Source organism: Winogradskyella aurantia (genome assembly GCF_002266855.1).
GTDB classification, from domain to species: Bacteria; Bacteroidota; Bacteroidia; order Flavobacteriales; family Flavobacteriaceae; genus Winogradskyella; species Winogradskyella aurantia.
In genome coordinates this window covers 266099-286544 of sequence record NZ_NGJN01000003.1, presented here as the reverse complement: position 1 = coordinate 286544, position 20446 = coordinate 266099, and the positions used below count along the sequence as shown (strand labels likewise).

Below are 20446 nucleotides of genomic sequence, written 5' to 3'. Positions count from 1 at the left end.
GAGTTATGGCCATAGATAGGTACCACAAACGAAGAGACCAGGGGGAGTTGATTAAGCATGAAGTACAGAAGTATTTAAGGTACTGGTATTGGTTTGTTTTGGGACTTGTCTTGGCACTTATGGCAGCCGTATTATACTTAAGATACACCCCTAAGGTTTACAGTTCTGTCGCAAAGATAAAAATCCTTAACAAGAACAAAGGTCTCGAGCTTCCCTCTTCAGCCTTTGTTTTCAATCGCTCCAATATCAATCTGGAAAACGAAATAGAGATTCTTAAGTCTTACCCTATTATTGAGCAGGTGGTAAGGAAGCAGAATTTAACCATGCGAATTTATGAAGAAGGTAATGTCCTGACTACAGAGATAGACCGCCTTCCATTTACCCTTGTAAAGATTATTCCTAACGATAGTATTATTGGTAGTATGGGATACCGCATTGAAGTAACAACAGACGGTTTTGAAATTAACAAAATTGGACAGGAACGAGTCTTGGAATTTCCCAACTATACGACTCTAGGGGTTGTGCACGCCCTGCCTTTTGAATTGAACCCCAGCGGTAAAAATAATTTTAATGCTCTGATAGGTAAGGTCTACTTGATTAAGTTTGCCCCTGTTTCGGCAGTGACTAGAGGTCTAAAAGGTGCCGTGAACATTAAGATGCTAGGTAAAAGTAGCGATTTATTACAGCTGAGCTTTCAAAGTCAAAGTAGGACTAGAAATGAGCGTGTTTTAAATGAACTTATATATGTATTTGATGAAGATGGTAAAGCTGATCGTAGGGATGTCTCCTTTCGCACCATGGAATTTATTAAAGACCGCTTTATAATATTAGAGGACGAATTGGACTCTATAGAAACTAGCATTAAAGACTATAAGCAACAGAATAATTTGGTTACTATAGAAACTGATGCAGCACTTGGGCTAAGCCAACGTACAGAAGCCGAAGCGGGCTTGTTCGAAGTGGAGAACCAATTGTTGTTATCCGAGCTTTTGGAAGAGGGGCTAAAAGATTCTAGTGCCACAACAGATCTGTTACCGGCCAATATTGGACTTAACAGTGGTGCTGTTAATGGACTAGTTAGTGATTACAATACCTTGGTTTTAGCGCGCGATAAGTATGGTAGTAGTGCCGGTGTAAATAATCCACAAGTCAAGGTCCTAAATGCGCAATTGGCCGATTTAAAATCCAATATTTTCACTTCTATAGCCACCTACAGACAACAATTGGAAGCAACGAAGGCGCAGTTGGAACAAAAAAACAAGACCTATGCGGCTAAGGTGTATAGTATACCTGCAAAGGAAAAAGTCCTTTTAGATATTAAGCGTCAACAGGAAATAAAACAAACCCTATATATCTTCTTATTACAAAAAAGGGAGGAAGCTGCTATTAATTACGCCATAACCGAACCTACCATCAAGGTGGTAGAAGATGCTTTGTCGTCAGGGATTCCCGTATCCCCTAATACTCGTTCGGTGTATGTATTAGCGATAGCAGGGGGCTTAGGTCTGCCTTTTGCACTTATCTATTTGGTTTTTCTTTTAGATACGAAGCTCAAAAGTCGCAGGGATATAGAGGAGTATACCAGTAATATTCCTGTTGTAGGAGAGTTACCAAAGATGAAAAAGGAGGACAAATTACTTTTTACCAACCCCAATGATACTTCTATTCAAGCAGAAGCCTTTAGAATATTGAGCTCAAATGTGGATTATATATTGCCGGTTACACCACATAAGGAAGGTAAGGTAATTTATTGTACGTCCACTATTAAGGGGGAGGGTAAGACCTATGTAAGTTTAAACCTGTCATTGGCATTGTCCAGTTTAAATAAAAAGGTGCTCTTAATTGGGGCGGATTTAAGAAACCCCCAAATACACAGCTATATCAATAAGGATAAGCATCATGAGGGGCTCTCCAACTATCTACATGATTTTGATTTCGATTGGCGATCCGCTTTAATACAAGGCTTTGGTTCCCATCCACAGCATGATATACTTCTATCCGGAAGTATGCCACCTAATCCGGCCCACTTATTGACCAATGGCCGTTTTAAGGCTCTTATAGAGTCTGCGAAGACGGACTATGATTATATTATTGTAGATACAGCACCAACTATTTTAGTAACGGATACTATGCTAATATCGTCACTCGCTGATGCGACGCTTTATATCACACGTGCAAACTACACAGAAAAGAAACTATTGGAGTTTTCTAAGGGGTTATCTGATGCCGGAAAACTTAAGAATATGGTCTATCTTATTAATGGTGTGGATGCTAGCAAATCATACGGCTATGGCTATAACTATGGCTATAACTATGGTTATGGTAGTAAAAGCTAATTTACTTTAAAGCGCCACTTCGAAACTACAATATGATATTTATCATAATTACTCTGGAGGATATCGACTACTTTTAGTAGTGAAATCTAAAATCCAGAAATCATGAGAACCATAGAACCCGTTTCAAGTATAATGTCTAAGGATATCATTGCCCTGCACAGAGATGATGACCTAGAGACTGCCGAGTTATTATTTAAGCGCCATAAGATACGGCATATTCCTGTTGTGGATAAGGATGTGATCATTGGTATGTTGAGCTATACCGACTTACTGCGTATTAGTTTTGCTGATGCTGTGGATTCCTACGAAACTGATGTGGATACCTTAGTGTACAATATGTTCACGATTGAGCAGGTTATGGCTAAGAATATAGTGTCCGTGCCGTCAAATACTTCCATAAAGAAAGTGGCGGAATTATTGGCCAAACGTGAATTCCATGCCCTACCTGTGGTAGATAAAGGTATTTTGGTGGGTATTGTAACTACTACGGATTTAATCAATTATTTGCTGAAGCAATTGTAAGTCGGTGATTTATGGCTGTTGATATTCCGATTGTACTGACGACAGTACTTGATTTTGTCACATCGAGTGATTTTGCGAGTAGGCGAGCAAAATTGTATCGAGATGTAATACGAGTAGGTTTATCCTAAGCAGTCCTCGATACAAAATGGCTTTCGCCATTCCACTCGAACTGACAGCGGTACTTCATTTTGTCACATCGAGTGCTTGCGAAGCATGAGCAAGTGTATCGAGATGTATTGAATGGTTGCTAGATGTTCTCTTTTCTCATTTCTCTTTTCTTTTTATTCGGTGAAATGGGTATTAATAACAATTGACACTTGGTTTGAAAATTTTGATTAATCTTTATGAGTTCTAGATACAATTCCGATAGGTATGGGAATCACTCGAACTGACATCAATCTTCTTTTTTACAGTTCAATCAATTTAGTACATGATTTACGTTTTGTCACATCGGCTAATTTTGCGAGTAGACGAGCAAAATTGTATCGAGATGTAATACGAGTAGGTTTGTCCTAAGCAGTTCTCGATACAAAATGGCTTGCGCCATTCCACTCGAACTGACAGCAATCTTCTTTTTTGGAACTCGTGCCCACTATTACATGCTTTGAGTTTTGTCACATCGAGTGATTTTTGTACGGCGCGAGCGAACAAAACTAGTATTGAGTTGTAATACGAGTAGGTTTATCCTAAGCAGTTCTCGATACAAAATGGCTTGCGCCATTCCATTCGAACTGACAGCAGTACTTCATTTTGTCACATCGAGTGCTTGCGAAGCATGAGCAAGTGTATCGAGATGTATTGAATGGTTGCTGATGGTTCTCTTTTCTCTTCTCTAGTCTCTCTATTCTCAATGACTAGATAACATAACAACACTATCAACAAGCTACAATAACATTAAGAAACTTAAAAATCAATCCTTAATTACTATTTGCTAAGTTCTTGAGCTGTTGAATAGTGGCTGTTGGATCATTGCTCTTAAAGACATGGCTGCCCGCTACAAAGGTATCTGCTCCAGCAGCGACAAGTTGTGCAATGTTTTTATCAGTAACACCGCCATCAATCTCAATGCGTGTATCAAGCTGCTGTGCATCTATCATTTTGCGCAACTTCTTTATGCGTCGATAGGTGACGTTCTCGAATTGTTGGCCTCCAAATCCTGGATTAATAGACATCAACAACACCATGTAACATTCTGGTAGTATATCCTCGAGGACACAAACGGGGGTGGTAATATTTAGGACAACCCCAGCCTCACAACCCGCATCTTTTATCTGCCGAAGGGTACGGTGCAGATGAACCGTAGACTCGTAATGAACGGTAATAATATCAGCGCCTACTTTAGCGAATTCCTCAATGTAGCGCTCTGGCTTTTCTATCATTAAATGCACATCCAAAGGCTTCGTTGCATATTGTTTTATGGCTTTAATAACAGGCATCCCATAAGAGATATTCGGCACAAAATGACCGTCCATAACATCAATATGAAACCAGTCTGCCGCACTGTTATTTACCATTTCCGTATCGCGTTGAAGGTTGCCAAAATCGGCTGCTAGCATTGAAGGGGCAATTAATTTTGTAGCCATGGTGTACTGAGGTGTTTTTATTTGGTGCAAAGGTAATTAAAATTAAAGATTAGACCGCTAGGAAGGACTTCTCCTTTTGGGAAGGGATATAGATATAGTATAACGTGTCACCTGATGCGCGATAAGTTTAAATACGATTAAAAAAAGCCTTATTAAAAAGTGAAACCACGGTAATCAGCCGTGGTTTCTTTCATCAATCAAAAAACGAACAGTTATGTGTTGTAACTGTTGTTACCTTTATTAGGTTGGTCGTTAAAGATACAAAATCCTAACCTAATTTTAATATGTTTTATTGCTCCAAGTCGTCGCAAGAGCTTGTATGCACTATCCTAAATAGGTTTTTAAGATTTTACTACGTGAGGTATGTTTTAACCTTCGAATAGCCTTTTCCTTAATTTGTCTTACGCGTTCACGGGTTAAATCAAAGGTCTCACCAATTTCTTCTAAAGTCATGGGATGTTGGTTCCCCAATCCAAAATACAGTCGAATGACATCGGCTTCACGCGGTGTTAGGGTCTCCAAGGCGCGTTCAATCTCCGTACGTAAAGACTCATGTAATAAATCTTTATCAGGATTAGGCGATTCACCACTTCTCAAGACATCATACAAGTTTGAATCTTCACCTTCAACAAGTGGCGCATCCATACTGACGTGACGTCCCGAATTCTTCATGGACTCCTTAACGTCATTAATAGTCATATCCAATTCCTTAGCGATTTCTTCCGCAGATGGTGGACGCTCATGACTTTGCTCTAAGAAAGCAAAGGTCTTATTGATTTTGTTAATGGAACCAATCTTATTAAGCGGTAAGCGCACAATACGCGACTGCTCCGCCAAAGCCTGCAGGATGGATTGTCTAATCCACCAAACCGCGTAGGAAATAAATTTAAATCCACGTGTTTCGTCAAAACGTTGTGCTGCTTTAATTAAACCTAGGTTGCCTTCGTTAATCAAGTCAGGTAAGGTTAAACCTTGATTTTGGTATTGCTTCGCCACAGAAACCACAAAACGTAAATTCGCTTTTGTCAATTTTTCCAAAGCAATTTGATCACCGGCCTTGATGCGTTGTGCTAATTCCACTTCCTCATCAGCAGTAATTAAATCTACCTTGCCAATTTCCTGTAGGTACTTGTCTAACGATGCGGTCTCCCTATTGGTGACCTGCTTGGTAATTTTGAGCTGTCTCATCTAAAAAATTTGGATTTGTGCAATTTTTTTAACTTAGGTTGCTGTTATTATACGTTAGACTCTAAGGAAATGTTACACAATAGATCAAAAACTTTTAAAGTTTCAAAAGTTTGATGGTATTTAAATTGATATCCTGAATGGTTTCATTCGTAAATTTATAATGACCACGTTTGGTTATTAATTTAAACCTATAGGATTTTAATTGACTTAAGGTATTTAAGAACAACCACTTAGACTTCAATAATTGTGGCTTCTCCGATTTTAGACTTAAGTCAAAAATGTGCTTCCACCCCTCTTTTTCAGCAACGATATCCGGAATAACTTCTATATCGCTATCCCTTTTTAAGTAAGACTTTGGAGTTTCAAACCCCTCAAGGTCTGCTTTAATGTTAGCGTATCCCAAATTTTCGAGATAGGAAATGGACTGTTGTAATTCTTCTGCGTATTTGTCTTTATCTTGTTGTATCATAACCTACATTATACGAAAAAAAATGCTAAAAATCAAATATTAACCGAGGTTAGAACCTACGGAGGCCACTACGACACTCTAACTTGACCACTGCCATAGACATAATACTTATTGGTGACCAACTGATTAAGGCCTAAAGGACCACGATGATGTAGTTTATCCGTACTGATTGCCAGTTCTGCACCGACACCCATTTGACCACCGTCGGTAAATCGTGTGGAAGCATTGTGATACACGGCTGCACAGTCCACATTTTGCATAAATGACTGGGCTTCTTCACTATCTTCGGTAATAATGGCAGCGGAGTGTTTCCCTGAAAATTCATTGATGAGCTCAATAGCTTCATCTAAGCCGTTGACCTCCCCAATAAGGAGTTTTAAAGCTAAGAATTCTTCGTACCAAATAGCATCATCAGCAATAGTTTGCTCCTGTGATAATATTTTAGAAACCTTTTCATCCACTAATAACTCTACCTCATACTGCTCTAGTTTTTGCTTGAGCATGTTGAGTTTGGTGTCATATTCTGGAATGTTCCTATTAATTAAGACTTTGTCTAAGGCATTACAGCCGGAAATCTTATCTGTTTTAGCGTTGATAATAACATTGACGGCCTTACTCCAATCAGCATGTTCTGAAACATATAAGAAATTATTGCCTCTCCCACTGACCAAAACGGCACAGTTGGCATGGGTTTTTACAAAATTGATTAAGCGTTCACCACCGCGCGGAACGATAAGGTCCAAGGGTTCTGAGGGCGATTTTAAAAATGCCTGCGTCTCTGTCCGGTTGAGATGCATCAGTCTAATCCAATCCTTAGATAGGCCGTTCATTTCTAGAGCTTGGTGCCAACAACGTTCTAAGGCTTTATTGCTATGTATAGCCTCTTTACCACCTTTTAAAAGGATTTTGTTATTGGCCTTAAAGGCTAGAACAGCCGCTTCAATGGTTACATCTGGTCTGGATTCATAGATGATTAGGATGGTGCCAAAAGGCGCAGTGGTATTCACAACATTTAAATCGTTCTTAAGCGTTCGATTGGAAATTTCCCTACCTACGGGATCGTCCTGATGCATTACGGATGTGACCGCTTCAATCATATCATCTATTTTTTTATCATTGACGATTAAACGATCATAAAGAGCTTGGTCCTCACCTTTAAACGCTTCTAAATCTTTTTTATTCGCTTTGAGGATATCGGCTCGGTTTTGCTCTAAAATCTGGGTCATGGATTTTAAAACGCTATTTTTTAAATCTGTATGTAATAATTTCATGTCTTTCTTGTTTTAATGGTTTGTTTAGGCATTAATAAACTTGGTGCCTACTTTTTTGTCATTTATTATATCTACGATGACATTTCTTCGTTTTCCATTGGCTATATAGGTCGGTATATCCTTATTTGCTGTGCCTTTGGCAATTTTTAATTTGGACGCCATACCACCGCGACCTTCACCTTCTTTTTTGTTGGAGGCCCTGACGTACTTTTCAACATTTTGGTCTATGCTCACTACGTTCAACATTCTAGAATCCTCGTCATCAGGGTGACCTGTAAATAATCCGTCGGTATCTGATAAAATAATCAGCCGGTCCGCATCCAATAATTCCGCGACTAAGCTCGCTAGTTCATCATTATCGGAAAACATGGACATGGTCAGTGAGACGGCATCGTCCTCATTGGCAATTGGAATAACGCCTTCAGAAAGTAAGCCTTCGTAGCAATTAATCATATTTTGTCGGTGTTTTCCTGGATCAAAATCTCGTTTGGTTGCCAATATTTGCGCACATCGCATACCGTAATCGTGGAAAATACTGTAATAATGGCGCATCATTCTGGGCTGACCTACTGAAGAATACACTTGGCGTCGTATGGACTTGTCGGTTATTTTGGTTTTTCCAAGGATTTCCATACCGGCTATGGCTGAACCTGAAGAGACCAAAATAACCATGATACCCTCTTCATATAGTACGGCAATTTGTCGTACCAGTTCACGTAAAACAGGTCCAACGATTCTATTATCCTTATTGACGAGTACATTGGTTCCTACTTTTACAACAATGCGTTTAATGTCCTTATCCATAATTTATTTGTCTTTACCTAATTCTACAGCTCTGTCAAAAGCAGCGTATGCGGCCTCCTGAATGAGCTCCTTAATATTATTGTCTTCCATGGAATCAATGGCAGCCTGCGTGGTGCCGCCTTTGGAGGCTACCTTATTAATCCAGCGCTCCGGGGATATATTGGATTGATTGAAGAGTTCTATAGCACCTTCAAAGGTGTTGCTTACCAAGACCTTTGAGTCGTAGTCTGAGAACCCCATTTTTAGGGCGGCTTCTAACATGGACTGCATAAAGTAGAACACGTAGGCAGGACCGCTACCTGAAATTCCGGTTGAGGCATCAATAAAAGTCTCTGTATCCACATGAATGGAAGTCCCTGTGGTATCCAATAGATTTCGCACGAGGATGAGCTCTACCTTAGAAACGTCTTCAGATTCGGTATAGGAGGTGACACCTTTGCCAACCTGGGCTGGTAAATTAGGCATGGTCCTAATCACCTTTTTTGCATTTAATTTTTGCTGAATGGTGTCAATGGTGACTCCAGCCATTAAGGAAACAATAACCTGCTCTTTATTGAGCATAGGTTTCATTTGCTCAAACAAAGCTTCGCTGTGATATGGTTTAACGGCCACAAAGACAACATCTGATTTAGGTAGGCAATCTTCAAGATTGTGATACACCTCAAATCTATCGTCTTGACTTAAGGTTTCAATTTTCTTGGGATCTGTGTCATATATCCTGAGTTTGTGTTTACTCAATAAAGGACAACTTGCCATTCCTTCTGCATAAGTGAACCCCATATTACCGGCACCAATTACTAATACTTTCATGGTTTTCTGTTTAATCTTTTATAAAATGATTAGTGGTTTTATCCACTTAAATACATCAAGGACCGTACGACAGTGCCAAAAAGAACTATTGATTTTGAGAATTTTGATTTTGTGAAGGTTTTGTCATAATTATTAGGGTATTGTAACAATTTCACCCTTAGAGTTGCTGAAATGAAAATTCATCATTTTGAAATTAGGACACTTTGCGACAATATGTCGGTGACAAATTGTAAGTTTATTCCAAAAATTCCGTACATGTAGACTTCATGGGACTCATAGATGAGCTTTTCGTGACGGTTTAATAGGTGTATAGGATTAAAAGTTCATGTAATCCATAAAAAAAACCCATCTGTTGTGATGGGCTTTATTATTATATGGAAATGATGCACTAATTTTCTGTCGAAAGGTCTCAAGACTATTGTCCCGTCTAATTCCTTAAGACAGACCTCGTGTCACCCAACCTCTACGACTTGCCGTAGCTATGGCATATGGTGTTATCCAAAACAACCCAAAAGTGTACAGTAAACTATAGGTATAGGCCCAAATACCTTCGGACACCTTATAGCGATGGGCGTAAAATAGAACGGAAAAGCTTGAGATCACTAAAATGCTAAGTAAAGAACCGCTCAAGAAAAGTAAGGGATGTGTCAAAACAAAAAACAGCATTAAAATAACCAAAGGATAACTAAATACCATGTGAAGGAGCTGACTCAGTAAGAGCAGACGTGGACCTGTTTTACCATGGGGTCTAAAGTCTGAAAAGACATATTTCGCCATTTCCAAATTCTCCCTAACATTACTGCGGCCCCAACGAATAAACATTTTATAAAGCCCTTGATAGGTTTCGGGAACATTGGTATAGGCCACCGCATTTTTCTGAAATAGAACATGCTGACCTTGCTTTAATATCATATTGGTAAGTGCTCTATCTTCACCTATGTCTGAAGGTTCTCCCATAAAGGTCTGATGCATCCAGTCTTCAAGACAGGCATATACAGATATGCTTTTATAGGCGGCAAGTGCGCCAGGTGTACACATGACGGACTTTAAATGACTTTCTGCCGAACGCGCAAACTCAAAACTCAACACAAAACTTACATCGAGCATTTTTGGTAAAACCCCCTTTTTTGTATTTAAAACTTTAATATTACCTGCCACTGCCCCACAATTAGGGTCATGGGCAAACGGACTCACTAAATTTCGAAGGGTATCTTCTTCAATTATCGAATCACTGTCAATTGTTACAAAAACGTCGCCACTTCCATTTTTAAATCCGTGATATAGGCCGTGGCGTTTCCCCATATTTTTAACTTGCTGATGAATAGAGATAGCAAGACCTAAATCTTCTTGAGCACGTTTTATCCATTGCCATGTGTCATCTGTACTGCCGTCATCTATGCTTATGATTTCTATTTTGTTCTTGGGATAATTGCTATTTACTATACTAACCAATGTATCATACACTTGTTTGCCTTCGTTATACGCTGGAACAATGACGGTACATTTTGGCAATTGCTGGTCTTCAACCGAGGCTATTGATTTATAATTCAAGAAATTATAACCCATGTATAGAAAATACAAGAGCTTAACGGATAATAAACTTACTCCAAATATGGAAATAATAGTTAACCATCCGGAATTTAAATAATGTTTTTGGTAAAAACTGTAATCTGTCGAGAATACAGAAAAAATATATATCCCGAATGCCAGAATGGTGAACGTCGCCACAAGGGTTGCAAAATCCTTATGTCGCATAAGTGCCCTCAGCCTGTGCATATGCGATAAGATGTATCTAATGCCTTTATTGGAATGCTGCTCCTTTGAGCTGTTCAATGGTTTTGTTGATATTGTTGTTTTACTGTTTAATCTCATAATGGCGCCAATCTGGTTTAAGCTTAAAATGGAGATACGCATTGCAATGACAAACAGATGTTTTTTAATGAAACTTTATGTTTTTATTGTGATGATCACTTAAAATGAAGCACAAAAAAAACCTGAGGTTGTATTGCCTCAGGTTCTATAAATAAGCTTAAAAAAAGAACTAATCTTCCTTCTTGTCGTCTCTAGGTTTACGATCATCGCGTCTGCTGTCGCGTCCCCGATTATCACGTCCTCTATTGTTATCACGTCCCCTGTTATTACCGCCACGATTATTATCTCTTGGTGGTCTAGGTTGCCATCCTTCAGGCTTTGGTAGAATAGCTTTACGCGATACTTTTTCTTTGCGTGTCTTTGGATCAAAACCAAAATACTTCACGTCAAATACATCACCCATATTCACCACATCGGTAACGTTCTCCGTACGTTCCCAGGCAAGCTCGCTTACATGAAGCAATATTTCATTTCCAGGAGCCTCTGTATATTCAACAACAGCACCGAAGTCAAGAAGCTTAATGACTTTTACCTCATAGACACTGCCTACTTCAGGTTTAAACATTAAAGCTTCTATCTTAGCGATTACAGCGTCAATACCTGCTTGGTCTGTACCTAATATTTCAACGATACCTTCCTCAGTGACTGGGTCTTCATTGATAACAATGGTTGTATTGGTTTCTTTTTGTAACTCTTGAATTACTTTTCCACCAGAACCAATAACAGCACCTATGAATTCTCCAGGTATAACCTTGGTCACCATTTTTGGTGCATGTGGTTTAACATCGGCATTTGGTGTTGCAATGGTTTCCGTCAGTTTATCCAAGATATGCAAACGACCTTCACGAGCTTGCTTTAAGGCTTTTACCAATACTTCATAAGACAGCCCTTTTATTTTGATATCCATTTGGCAAGCGGTAATACCATCGGCAGTACCCGTCACTTTAAAATCCATATCACCTAAGTGATCTTCATCACCTAAAATGTCTGATAACACGGCGTATTTTCCAGAATTAGCATCGGAAATTAATCCCATAGCAATTCCCGAAACAGGTTTCTTTAATTGTACACCGGCATCCATTAAAGCCATAGTACCAGAACAAACGGTTGCCATAGAAGACGATCCGTTAGACTCCAATACTTCAGAAACGACCCTTACGGTATAGGGACAATCTTCTGGAATCATACCTTTTAAGGCACGTTGTGCCAGGTTACCATGACCGACTTCTCTACGAGATGTGCCACGAATTGGCCTGGCTTCTCCAGTTGAAAACGGTGGAAAGTTATAGTGTAAGTAGAAACGCTCTTCACCTTCGTGAGATGGCATATCTATTTGGTTGGCATCTCTAGATGTCCCTAAAGTCACTGTAGCTAATGCCTGTGTCTCACCACGTGTAAATATGGCCGAGCCATGTGTGGATGGTAAATAATCAATTTCACACCAAATTGGTCTGATTTCATCAGTTTTACGCCCATCTAATCGTAAGCCTTCATCCAAGGTTAGATTTCTAATGGCTTCTTTCTGAGCCTTGGCAACATATTTATGAATCAATTTTCCTAAATCTTCGTGTTCTTCCTCAGGAAAGGCTTCAAAAACCTCAGCTTTAATATCACTTAAGGCTTGACTACGTTCGTGCTTTGCAGAACCTGCTTTTGCAATGGCGTAGGTTTTATCGTAAACCATATCGTGAATTTTCTTCTCTAAGTCTTCGTCTTCACGTTCTGGGTCATACTCACGGGTTTCTTTTCTACCAACAGCTTCGGCTAATTTTACTTGGGCAGCACACTGTACTTTAATCGCTTCGTGTGCAAATTTAATGGCTTCAGCCATTTCTTCTTCGGAAATCTCATCCATTTCACCTTCTACCATCATAACCGAATCCGCTGAGGCACCAATCATCATATCAATATCAGACTCTAATAACTGAGCTCTTGTAGGATTGATTACAAATTCACCATTTACCCGACCAACTCTCGCTTCAGAGATTGGGCATTCAAATGGAAAATCCGATAATTGAATCGCTGCAGAAGCTGCTAAACCGGCCATAGCATCTGGCATAACATCATCATCATGAGACATTAACTGAATCATAACCTGAGTTTCTGCGTGGTAATCTTTCGGGAATAACGGGCGCAATACGCGATCTACTAAACGCATGGTCAAGACCTCACCATCACTGGGTCGAGCTTCTCTTTTGAAGAATCCACCTGGATAACGACCTGCTGCAGCAAATTTTTCCCTGTAATCTACGGTTAATGGTAAAAAGTCTACATCTGCAGCATGATAGTTAGATACCACGGTACATAATAACATACAGTTACCTGATTGCACCACAACGCTACCATGAGCTTGCTTCGCTAATTTTCCGGTTTCGATAGAAATTTCCCTACCGTCACCAAGGTCAATGACCTCTCTAAATGTTTTTGGAATCATAAATTTTTAGTTCTAGTTCAAGCGAAATATTTCCATACTTGAACCCTGTTAAACAATGGTCGTTGTGTTGTTGTAGTTGTTGTGAGACCTAAAGTCTTGACCAATGAAAAACTTTTAGTCCCGAAATTGATTCGGGATGGAGCTTCTTATTTTTCGACAGTTATACTCGGTCGTAGGAGTTATATCTAAAACAAAAAAGAGGCCGTAAAAGCCTCTTTGATATTATTTTCTTAAACCTAATTCCTTAACAATGGCACGATATCTTAAAATATCTTTCTTTGTTAAGTAATCTAAAAGCGCACGACGCTTTCCTACCAATTTCACCAATGAACGCTCAGTATTGAAATCTTTACGATTGTTTTTTAAGTGTCCAGTTAAATGGTTGATTCTGTGCGTGAATAACGCAATCTGTGCCTCAGCAGAACCGGTATCTTTTTTTCCTTTACCGTATTTTGCGAACAGGTCTTCTTTCTTTTCTTTTGATAAATACATGCTAATATTGTTGTAAATGATTGTTATGTATTTGAAAGACGTTCTTTCAAGCGGCAAATATACTAAATTAAAGGAATATACAACAGCATTGGACAAAATTAGATTTTTTTGGTTGCAGATTAAACCTTTCTGAAATTAAACGGTCTTAACAGTATATTAACAATAAAAAAAAGTGATTATGAGACAATTTAAAGTTTTGACCAAGGGAATGTTAGGTTTGGTCTTTTTCGGGAGCATTGCACTATCCTGTAGTGATACCGATGAACCTCTAACCATTCAAAATCAAACCGATGATGTTATAGAGGTGCAGCTTTCAGCTGAAATAGATCAAATGGATAATGTTTTAGGCGATTTGGTCATCGATGGTTTTAACCAACAGGAAAATTTAGAATTAGGACGATCTATGTACGTGAGTGCCATTCCAGAATGTGTTACCATAACGGTGGTGGCGCAACAAAACTACAGACAGGTTACCCTAGATTTTGGTAATGAAGGCTGTTTGGTGCATGGCCATGTCTTGAGAGGTCAAATAATTTTTGACTACACAAGAGATCCCGAAGCACAGGAAATAGCGATAAACTACAACCTTGTTGATTTTTTCTTTGACGCTAAAAGTGTACTGGGTAACCGTTCAATCTTAAGGCAATTATCTAATGAAAATGGAAATCCGCAGTTTACGCACAGTTTGGATGTCACGGTAATATGGCCAAACGGTTTGCAAGCTTCTCGTGAAGGTACGCGAGTACGCGAGTGGGTTGAAGGATTTGGAAGCGGTATTTTTAGTGATAATGTTTTTGAAATAACCGGAAATTGGACCGCAAATTTCGTGAATGGCAATACCCATAGTTATGAGGTCATAACCCCGCTACGTAGGGAGGTTATTTGTACCTATGTGGTCAGTGGTTCCTTTGATGTGGAACGCACTAATTTTGGTGGTGTTTTTGATTTCGGTGCTGGCGATTGTGATAACCAAGCAACGTTCACCTTTAACAACGGTACTCAGGTCGACGTTATATTGAATTAACCGATACAAGATCCATTAATAAAAAAAGCGAGCTTTCTGAGCTCGCTTTTTTTAGTAGACTATGTAATATTTATATGAGATCGATGGTTACGGTGACATCTAAATTGACAATGATGTCAAAAGTTACTGGTGTGGCGCTCACCATACCCGTAACAGTACCTGTGATTTCATTATTATTTTCCAATGCGTTTGCAATGGCGTTTAATTGTTCCGAATTACTTATAGTGTAAACCGTGTTAGTATCGTCTGAGGCCTGTAGATGAATATCAGCTATAGCAATAGTAATATCTGCAAAACTTAAGGATGCTTCTGAAACTACGGCACTTTCAACTCCCGAAAATTCTGAAATTTCATAGGTAAGTGAATTGAGGGTTACATCTTGAATTACATCGAGATTATCCTGAATTTGCTGATTGGAAGCGATATTGATGGTCTCTACTTGTGTGAAACTTTGCGGCATTCCATTTGAATCTTCCGGTAGGTTGATGGTGTAGGTTGTATTGAAGTCTTCCGTAATATCAAACTCAGATAACTCGTCGATGTCTTCACATGCCCATAGAGAGACGATGATGAACACTAAAACACCAAGCTTTGAACTAATTTTCACAGTATTAGATTTTAAATAGGATATGAAGTTAACTATAACTCTTGAGTTTAGTGCCTATTCAGGTTACAATTAATAAGGAATTTATTTTCCCAGGAGAGGGTATATAGTTTTTAGGCGTAATACCTGATATAAATTAAACTCTCAAGGGTTGATTTTTAATTAAATCGATATAGAGATTGACCTTATTTTTCAAGTCTTTCCGGTGTGTGATGAAATCCAGGAAACCGTGTTCCAACAAAAACTCAGCCGTTTGAAATCCTTCAGGTAATTCCTTACCTGTAGTATCTCGTACCACTCTTGGGCCAGCAAAGCCAATTAGGGCTCCTGGCTCAGCAATATTAATATCACCTAGCATAGCGAAGGAAGCCGTTGTACCACCTGTTGTGGGGTCTGTACATAAGGAGATATAAGGAATTTTAGCCTCCGCTAGTTGTGCGAGTTTGGCCGAGGTTTTTGCCAATTGCATTAAGGATAATGCAGCCTCCATCATACGGGCTCCCCCAGATTTGCTAATTATCATAAAGGGGAGTTTCTTTTTGAGGGCATAATCTGCCGCACGGGCGATTTTTTCACCGACAACACTACCCATTGAGCCACCTATAAAGGTAAAATCCATACAGGCAACCACTAAGTCTTGGCCTTTAGATTTACCAACAGCTGTGCGAACCGCATCCTTTAGGTTCGTCTTGGCTTGCGCTGCTTTTAAGCGATCGGGATATTTTTTGGTGTCGACAAATTTAAGTGGGTCTTTAGATGCTAGGTCAGGGTCTAACTCTTTAAATTTATTGTCGTCAAAAAGGATTTCAAAGTATTCCTTGCTTCCAATTCTTACGTGATAACCGTCCTCTGGACTTACATAATAATTTTGCTCTAATTCTTTGGTATCTATAATTTTACCAGTAGGCGACTTGTACCAAAGGCCTTTAGGGGTGTCTTTCTTTTCCTCTGTTGAGGTTTGAATACCTTTATCTTTTCTTTTAAACCATGCCATGACAATCTGCGCTTTTAATCCTTTGGTGTTTCTAAGGACGACTTAATGATTTCGGATCTATTACAATCATTAATCGCGTGAAATTAGTCTTATTTTTCGAACTCAATACGCTAGTACAATATTACTACAATATTAATTAATGTCAAAAATTCATCTCGCATTACATCCAATAGAAATAAAAAACCCATTAATACTATGGATTCAAGTATTAATGGGCTATACGTTTACAATATTGCTGTTATAGGGTATCCACATTATTTAAATCCTCGAACGCTTTTTTAAGTCGTGCGACGAAAGCTTCTTCCCCTTTTCGTAACCATACCCTAGGGTCATAGTATTTCTTATTAGGGACGTCATCGCCATCTGGGTTGCCAATCTGGGACTGTAAATAGTCTTTTTTGTCTTGAATATAGTCCCTAACGCCACTTAAAAAGGCGTATTGCATATCTGTATCAATATTCATTTTTACAACACCATAGCTTATTCCTTCCCTAATCTCTTCTAATGTAGAGCCAGACCCACCATGGAAAACAAAGTCAATATGGTTGTGGCCAACATCATATTTTTTTGAGATATAATCTTGTGAATTCTTTAATATTTTTGGCGTTAGTTTTACGTTTCCTGGCTTGTAAACGCCGTGCACGTTACCGAAGGCAGCAGCAATTGTAAACTGGTCGCTTACCTTGCTCAATTCTTCGTAGGCATAAGCCACTTCTTCTGGTTGTGTATACAATTTAGAGTCGTCAACGTCTGTATTATCGACTCCATCTTCCTCACCACCGGTAATACCTAGCTCAATTTCCAGAGTCATGCCCATTTTACTCATCCGTGATAAGTACTGCTTACAGATTTCGATATTTTCTTCAATGGGTTCTTCAGACAAATCAATCATATGAGAACTGTAAAGCGGCTTACCCGTTTCTTTAAAAAACTGTTCGCTGGCGTCTAACAAACCATCGATCCAAGGTAAAAGTTTTTTGGCACAGTGGTCTGTATGCAATATCACAGGCACGCCATAAGCCTCTGCCATATGGTGTACATGTCTGGCACCAGCAATTGAACCAGCTATAGCTGCTTTTTGATTTTCGTTGCTTAGACCTTTTCCAGCGTTAAATTGTGCCCCGCCATTTGAAAATTGAATAATTACAGGGGCATTCAATGCTTTGGCTGTTTCTAAAACACCATTTATGGTATTGGAACCAATAACATTTACGGCTGGTAAGGCAAACCCTTTCTCTTTGGCCAATTTAAAAATATTTTGAACTTCTCTTCCTGTTGCAACGCCAGGCTTGATATTGTGACTCATAATTTATGATTGAAAAATTAGAACTCAAAAGTACATAATTTTAGTCAAAAAGGCTACTGATTTTTCCGATTCATGGGCACAAACCCTCCTGAAACGATATAGATTATCGAAGGTATTGCACAAATAAAATAGCCTTCAAAAAAAATTAGAACGACCTCAATATATTATTACTAGAATGGATAGTTAATACCAATGTTATAGACCGCGTTTGTAAAGTTGTAATTTCTAAACCAGCGGTTGTTTATGTCTTGAGAGGGATCGTAGGTTTTGAACCCAACATCAAAACGCAATACAAAGAAATCAAAATCATAACGCAATCCAAATCCTGAACCTACGGCAATGTCCCTTAAGGAATCGAACCCTGAAAATACTGCGGCATCATCCTCTACGTTGTCAAATACGTTCCAAATATTACCTACATCAACAAATAGAGCCCCTCGTAAACTTCCAAATAAGTTAAAGCGCTGTTCTGCACTGAAATGAAGCTTAAAATTGGCTTCATTAAATTCTTCATTGCTATCTGTACTACCAGGACCCAAGTCATAAGGCGTCCATGCTCTATTGTCGTTAGGTCCCCCACCAAAAAAACTTTCCACAAACGGAATACTGTTAGAGTTGCCAAAAGGAATGGCAATACCGGCATAACCTCTAAAGGCAAAAATATTCCTCCGCCCTAAATCAAAGTATTTTACGTAGTCTATTTCAGTTTTTATGTATTGGGAAAAGGTTACCCCTAAGGTTTCATAATTACCGCTACTGTTTTTAGGCGCCCCAGTTAAACTATATAAACTCGACAAGATGTTGCCGGCTGTTTCTATCCGCCATTTGAAAATGGAAAAGTCATTATCGAATAAATCCTTACGCGTATTCTTGCGGTAAGAAAAGGTACTGGAGACAATAAGGTTGTTTTCGGTTAATCGCTCTTTGCGTTCGTCTATATTATTAACAGTAATAAAGTCGTCGTCTTCAGGGGTAAGCGCTGTGTTTTCACCTAAGACATCCTCTATAAACTGGTCGGCTTCATCAGGAATTCCTAAATTCTCTGTTGGATCAATATACCCTATGTTTTGGGCAATGGAATTCAATCGATCATAAGAGGTCGAATACACACCAAAGTAGTTATCTGTATTAAGGTTTTTAACAAACAGGACATCAAAAAGCCCCAATTCATTGGTCACGGTTTCGCTGGGCCTCCAGTTAAATGCAAATATACTTGCTAAGGTTTGTTTATCGAGTCCAATATTGGTTTGACTCGAGGCTGAGAGGTTAAGGCTTGTGCTGGGCGACATGTATTTAGGGATGATTTTGTCTGTATTAAACGGGCTCCAAATCCTGGGAAAGGTCAATCTAATATTGGCGCCGAGCTCATTGATATCAAAAAATGAATCACTGGGATTTGCACGGTCTTTTGAGGCACCGATAGATGTTAATCCACTAATATCAAGGGTTTCTGCACCGCTAAAAATATTTCTGATTTTTAATCCTGCACCAAAGGAGAACCCTACAGTTTGGATGTTGCTTTGACTCACATCAAAATCGAAATTAAGGCTATATTTATCTCTTGGTTGCAATAAGATATTTGCCGTAAGTGTGGTATCTGCTTCATTTTCGACAAAGCTGATATTTGGATATCTAAACATTTGTAAATCATTGAGGTATCTAGACGTACGGCTTCTAGCTAAATCCGTATAAATTTCACCTTCATTGATAAATATGGCATCCGTAAGTGCTTTGGGTTTAAACCTTAAACCATCTTTACTGAATAGGTTGTAGCCCTTGTAAACGGTAGTGTCCGAGACGGCTTTGAACCGATTGTCATAGGTGTTGTCAGTGTAAACATTGACACCTTTTATTCTATAGATTTTAAATGGCCTTACCGTAGTTGAATCATCACCTCGTATAGTGCGATTGGAAATAATAATCTCACTATTGACCTTATGGTCCGTGCCAATAGTGTCCAATACAAACCGTACATAATCTTGACCAAAATAATAGAAGCCGGAGTTCCTTAAAAACGTGCTGATACGGGTCCGTTCTTTTTCAAACTTCTCTTCGTCGTACTGGTCTCCTTTTTTTAGCAAGGAGTTTTTACTCATAGCCTCATAAAGCGAATCGATGGCAGCTGTACTGATAATAGGCGTTATGGAATCTAGTAAGTATGGTGTTTTTTTGGTGACCTTGTAAATGACTTTGGCGCGCTTATTACTGTCTTTTTCGATTTCATATTCAACTGAATTATCCAACCAGCCCTTAGAATAATAGTATTTTCTTAGGTTATTTGCTGTTTTTTCTGATTTGTCTTCATTAAGGATTACTGGAGCTTCACCTTTGCGCTTTAGCCAGGCGTTAAAACCTTTTTTTGATCCAATCCATCTGTCGAATTGTTTTTTTGATAGCAAGGCCGTTTTGCGTTTTACTTTTAAGGAGTCACTTAAAATATTTGCATCTATGATAGAATCAATATTTGGTCTTGCTAGGTTATAGACATGTAACTTTAAAGGTAATCTTACCCCTAAAAGTCCATTCATACCAGAATTTACTTTTTGTGCAATGATGTTATTAACGCGTTCCTGCTTGTTTTTTTGCCCATCGACAAGGATGATATTTTCCGTAATAAGACTTTCTCCTGGGTTTACCCGTTTAACCACATTGCATGAGCTAACTGATGCCAAAACAACTATAAACAGGCTTACTTGCCATGCACCCTTAAGCTGTTGTTTAAATAATGACAAACGAA

16 protein-coding genes are annotated in these 20446 nt (G+C 38.9%); 3 read left to right on the top strand and 13 right to left on the bottom strand.

All coding sequences use genetic code 11. The features are described from left to right. Nucleotides 1-5 precede the first annotated feature (5 nt). On the top strand, nucleotides 6-2336 hold the full coding sequence (locus CA834_RS07135) for a GumC family protein (protein ID WP_094967998.1): 2331 nt from the start codon (nucleotides 6-8) through the stop codon (nucleotides 2334-2336). 102 nt (nucleotides 2337-2438) lie between these two features. Then, a complete protein-coding gene (locus tag CA834_RS07130) occupies nucleotides 2439-2858 on the top strand; it encodes a CBS domain-containing protein (protein ID WP_094967997.1) in 420 nt (139 codons plus the stop codon). A 917-nt stretch (nucleotides 2859-3775) separates the two neighbouring features. Here CA834_RS07130 and rpe read toward each other — a convergent pair. The 9 genes from rpe to rpsO form a co-directional block, all read right to left on the bottom strand. Next, nucleotides 3776-4441: a ribulose-phosphate 3-epimerase gene (gene rpe / locus CA834_RS07125; RefSeq protein ID WP_094967996.1), complete on the bottom strand. Its 666-nt coding sequence runs from the start codon at nucleotides 4439-4441 to the stop codon at nucleotides 3776-3778. Nucleotides 4442-4765: 324 nt separating this feature from the next. After that, nucleotides 4766-5629, bottom strand: coding sequence for a sigma-70 family RNA polymerase sigma factor (locus CA834_RS07120; RefSeq protein ID WP_094967995.1), 864 nt, complete (start codon nucleotides 5627-5629; stop codon nucleotides 4766-4768). 94 nt (nucleotides 5630-5723) lie between these two features. Further along, entirely contained in the window at nucleotides 5724-6098 is a 375-nt protein-coding gene (locus CA834_RS07115) for a hypothetical protein (RefSeq protein WP_094967994.1), read from the bottom strand. Between the two features lie 68 nt (nucleotides 6099-6166). After that, complete coding sequence (locus CA834_RS07110; RefSeq protein WP_094967993.1) at nucleotides 6167-7369, bottom strand: glutamate-5-semialdehyde dehydrogenase; 1203 nt, start codon at nucleotides 7367-7369, stop codon at nucleotides 6167-6169. Between the two features lie 24 nt (nucleotides 7370-7393). Next, nucleotides 7394-8173, bottom strand: a complete 780-nt coding sequence (gene proB / locus CA834_RS07105) for a glutamate 5-kinase (RefSeq protein WP_094967992.1) — start codon at nucleotides 8171-8173, stop codon at nucleotides 7394-7396. Nucleotides 8174-8176: 3 nt separating this feature from the next. Then, entirely contained in the window at nucleotides 8177-8983 is an 807-nt protein-coding gene (gene proC / locus CA834_RS07100; protein ID WP_094967991.1) for a pyrroline-5-carboxylate reductase, read from the bottom strand. 435 nt (nucleotides 8984-9418) lie between these two features. Beyond that, the gene (locus CA834_RS07095; RefSeq protein ID WP_094968164.1) at nucleotides 9419-10855 is read right to left on the bottom strand and encodes a glycosyltransferase; all 1437 of its coding nucleotides are present in this window, start codon (nucleotides 10853-10855) and stop codon (nucleotides 9419-9421) included. A 169-nt stretch (nucleotides 10856-11024) separates the two neighbouring features. Further along, nucleotides 11025-13289 (bottom strand): polyribonucleotide nucleotidyltransferase, encoded by a 2265-nt coding sequence (locus tag CA834_RS07090; protein WP_094967990.1) that lies wholly within the window; start codon nucleotides 13287-13289, stop codon nucleotides 11025-11027. A gap of 222 nt (nucleotides 13290-13511) precedes the next feature. Continuing rightward, nucleotides 13512-13781, bottom strand: coding sequence for a 30S ribosomal protein S15 (rpsO, locus tag CA834_RS07085; RefSeq protein WP_094967989.1), 270 nt, complete (start codon nucleotides 13779-13781; stop codon nucleotides 13512-13514). Nucleotides 13782-13959: 178 nt separating this feature from the next. On the opposite strand from rpsO, the gene CA834_RS07080 reads away from it, so the two are divergent. Then, entirely contained in the window at nucleotides 13960-14805 is an 846-nt protein-coding gene (locus CA834_RS07080) for a hypothetical protein (protein ID WP_094967988.1), read from the top strand. Between the two features lie 70 nt (nucleotides 14806-14875). On the opposite strand, the gene CA834_RS07075 is transcribed toward CA834_RS07080, so the two are convergent. The 4 genes from CA834_RS07075 to tamL all read right to left on the bottom strand — a co-directional run bounded on the left by CA834_RS07075 (nucleotide 14876) and on the right by tamL (nucleotide 20441). Then, nucleotides 14876-15412 (bottom strand): hypothetical protein, encoded by a 537-nt coding sequence (locus CA834_RS07075; RefSeq protein WP_094967987.1) that lies wholly within the window; start codon nucleotides 15410-15412, stop codon nucleotides 14876-14878. A 133-nt stretch (nucleotides 15413-15545) separates the two neighbouring features. Beyond that, nucleotides 15546-16403: an acetyl-CoA carboxylase, carboxyltransferase subunit beta gene (accD, locus tag CA834_RS07070; protein WP_094967986.1), complete on the bottom strand. Its 858-nt coding sequence runs from the start codon at nucleotides 16401-16403 to the stop codon at nucleotides 15546-15548. Between the two features lie 238 nt (nucleotides 16404-16641). Continuing rightward, nucleotides 16642-17709, bottom strand: coding sequence for a class II fructose-bisphosphate aldolase (gene fbaA, locus CA834_RS07065; RefSeq protein WP_094967985.1), 1068 nt, complete (start codon nucleotides 17707-17709; stop codon nucleotides 16642-16644). A 170-nt stretch (nucleotides 17710-17879) separates the two neighbouring features. Next, nucleotides 17880-20441 carry a translocation and assembly module lipoprotein TamL gene (gene tamL / locus CA834_RS07060; protein WP_165764766.1) on the bottom strand — a complete coding sequence of 854 codons (2562 nt, stop codon included), beginning with the start codon at nucleotides 20439-20441 and terminating at the stop codon, nucleotides 17880-17882. Between the last annotated feature and the right edge of the window lie 5 nt (nucleotides 20442-20446).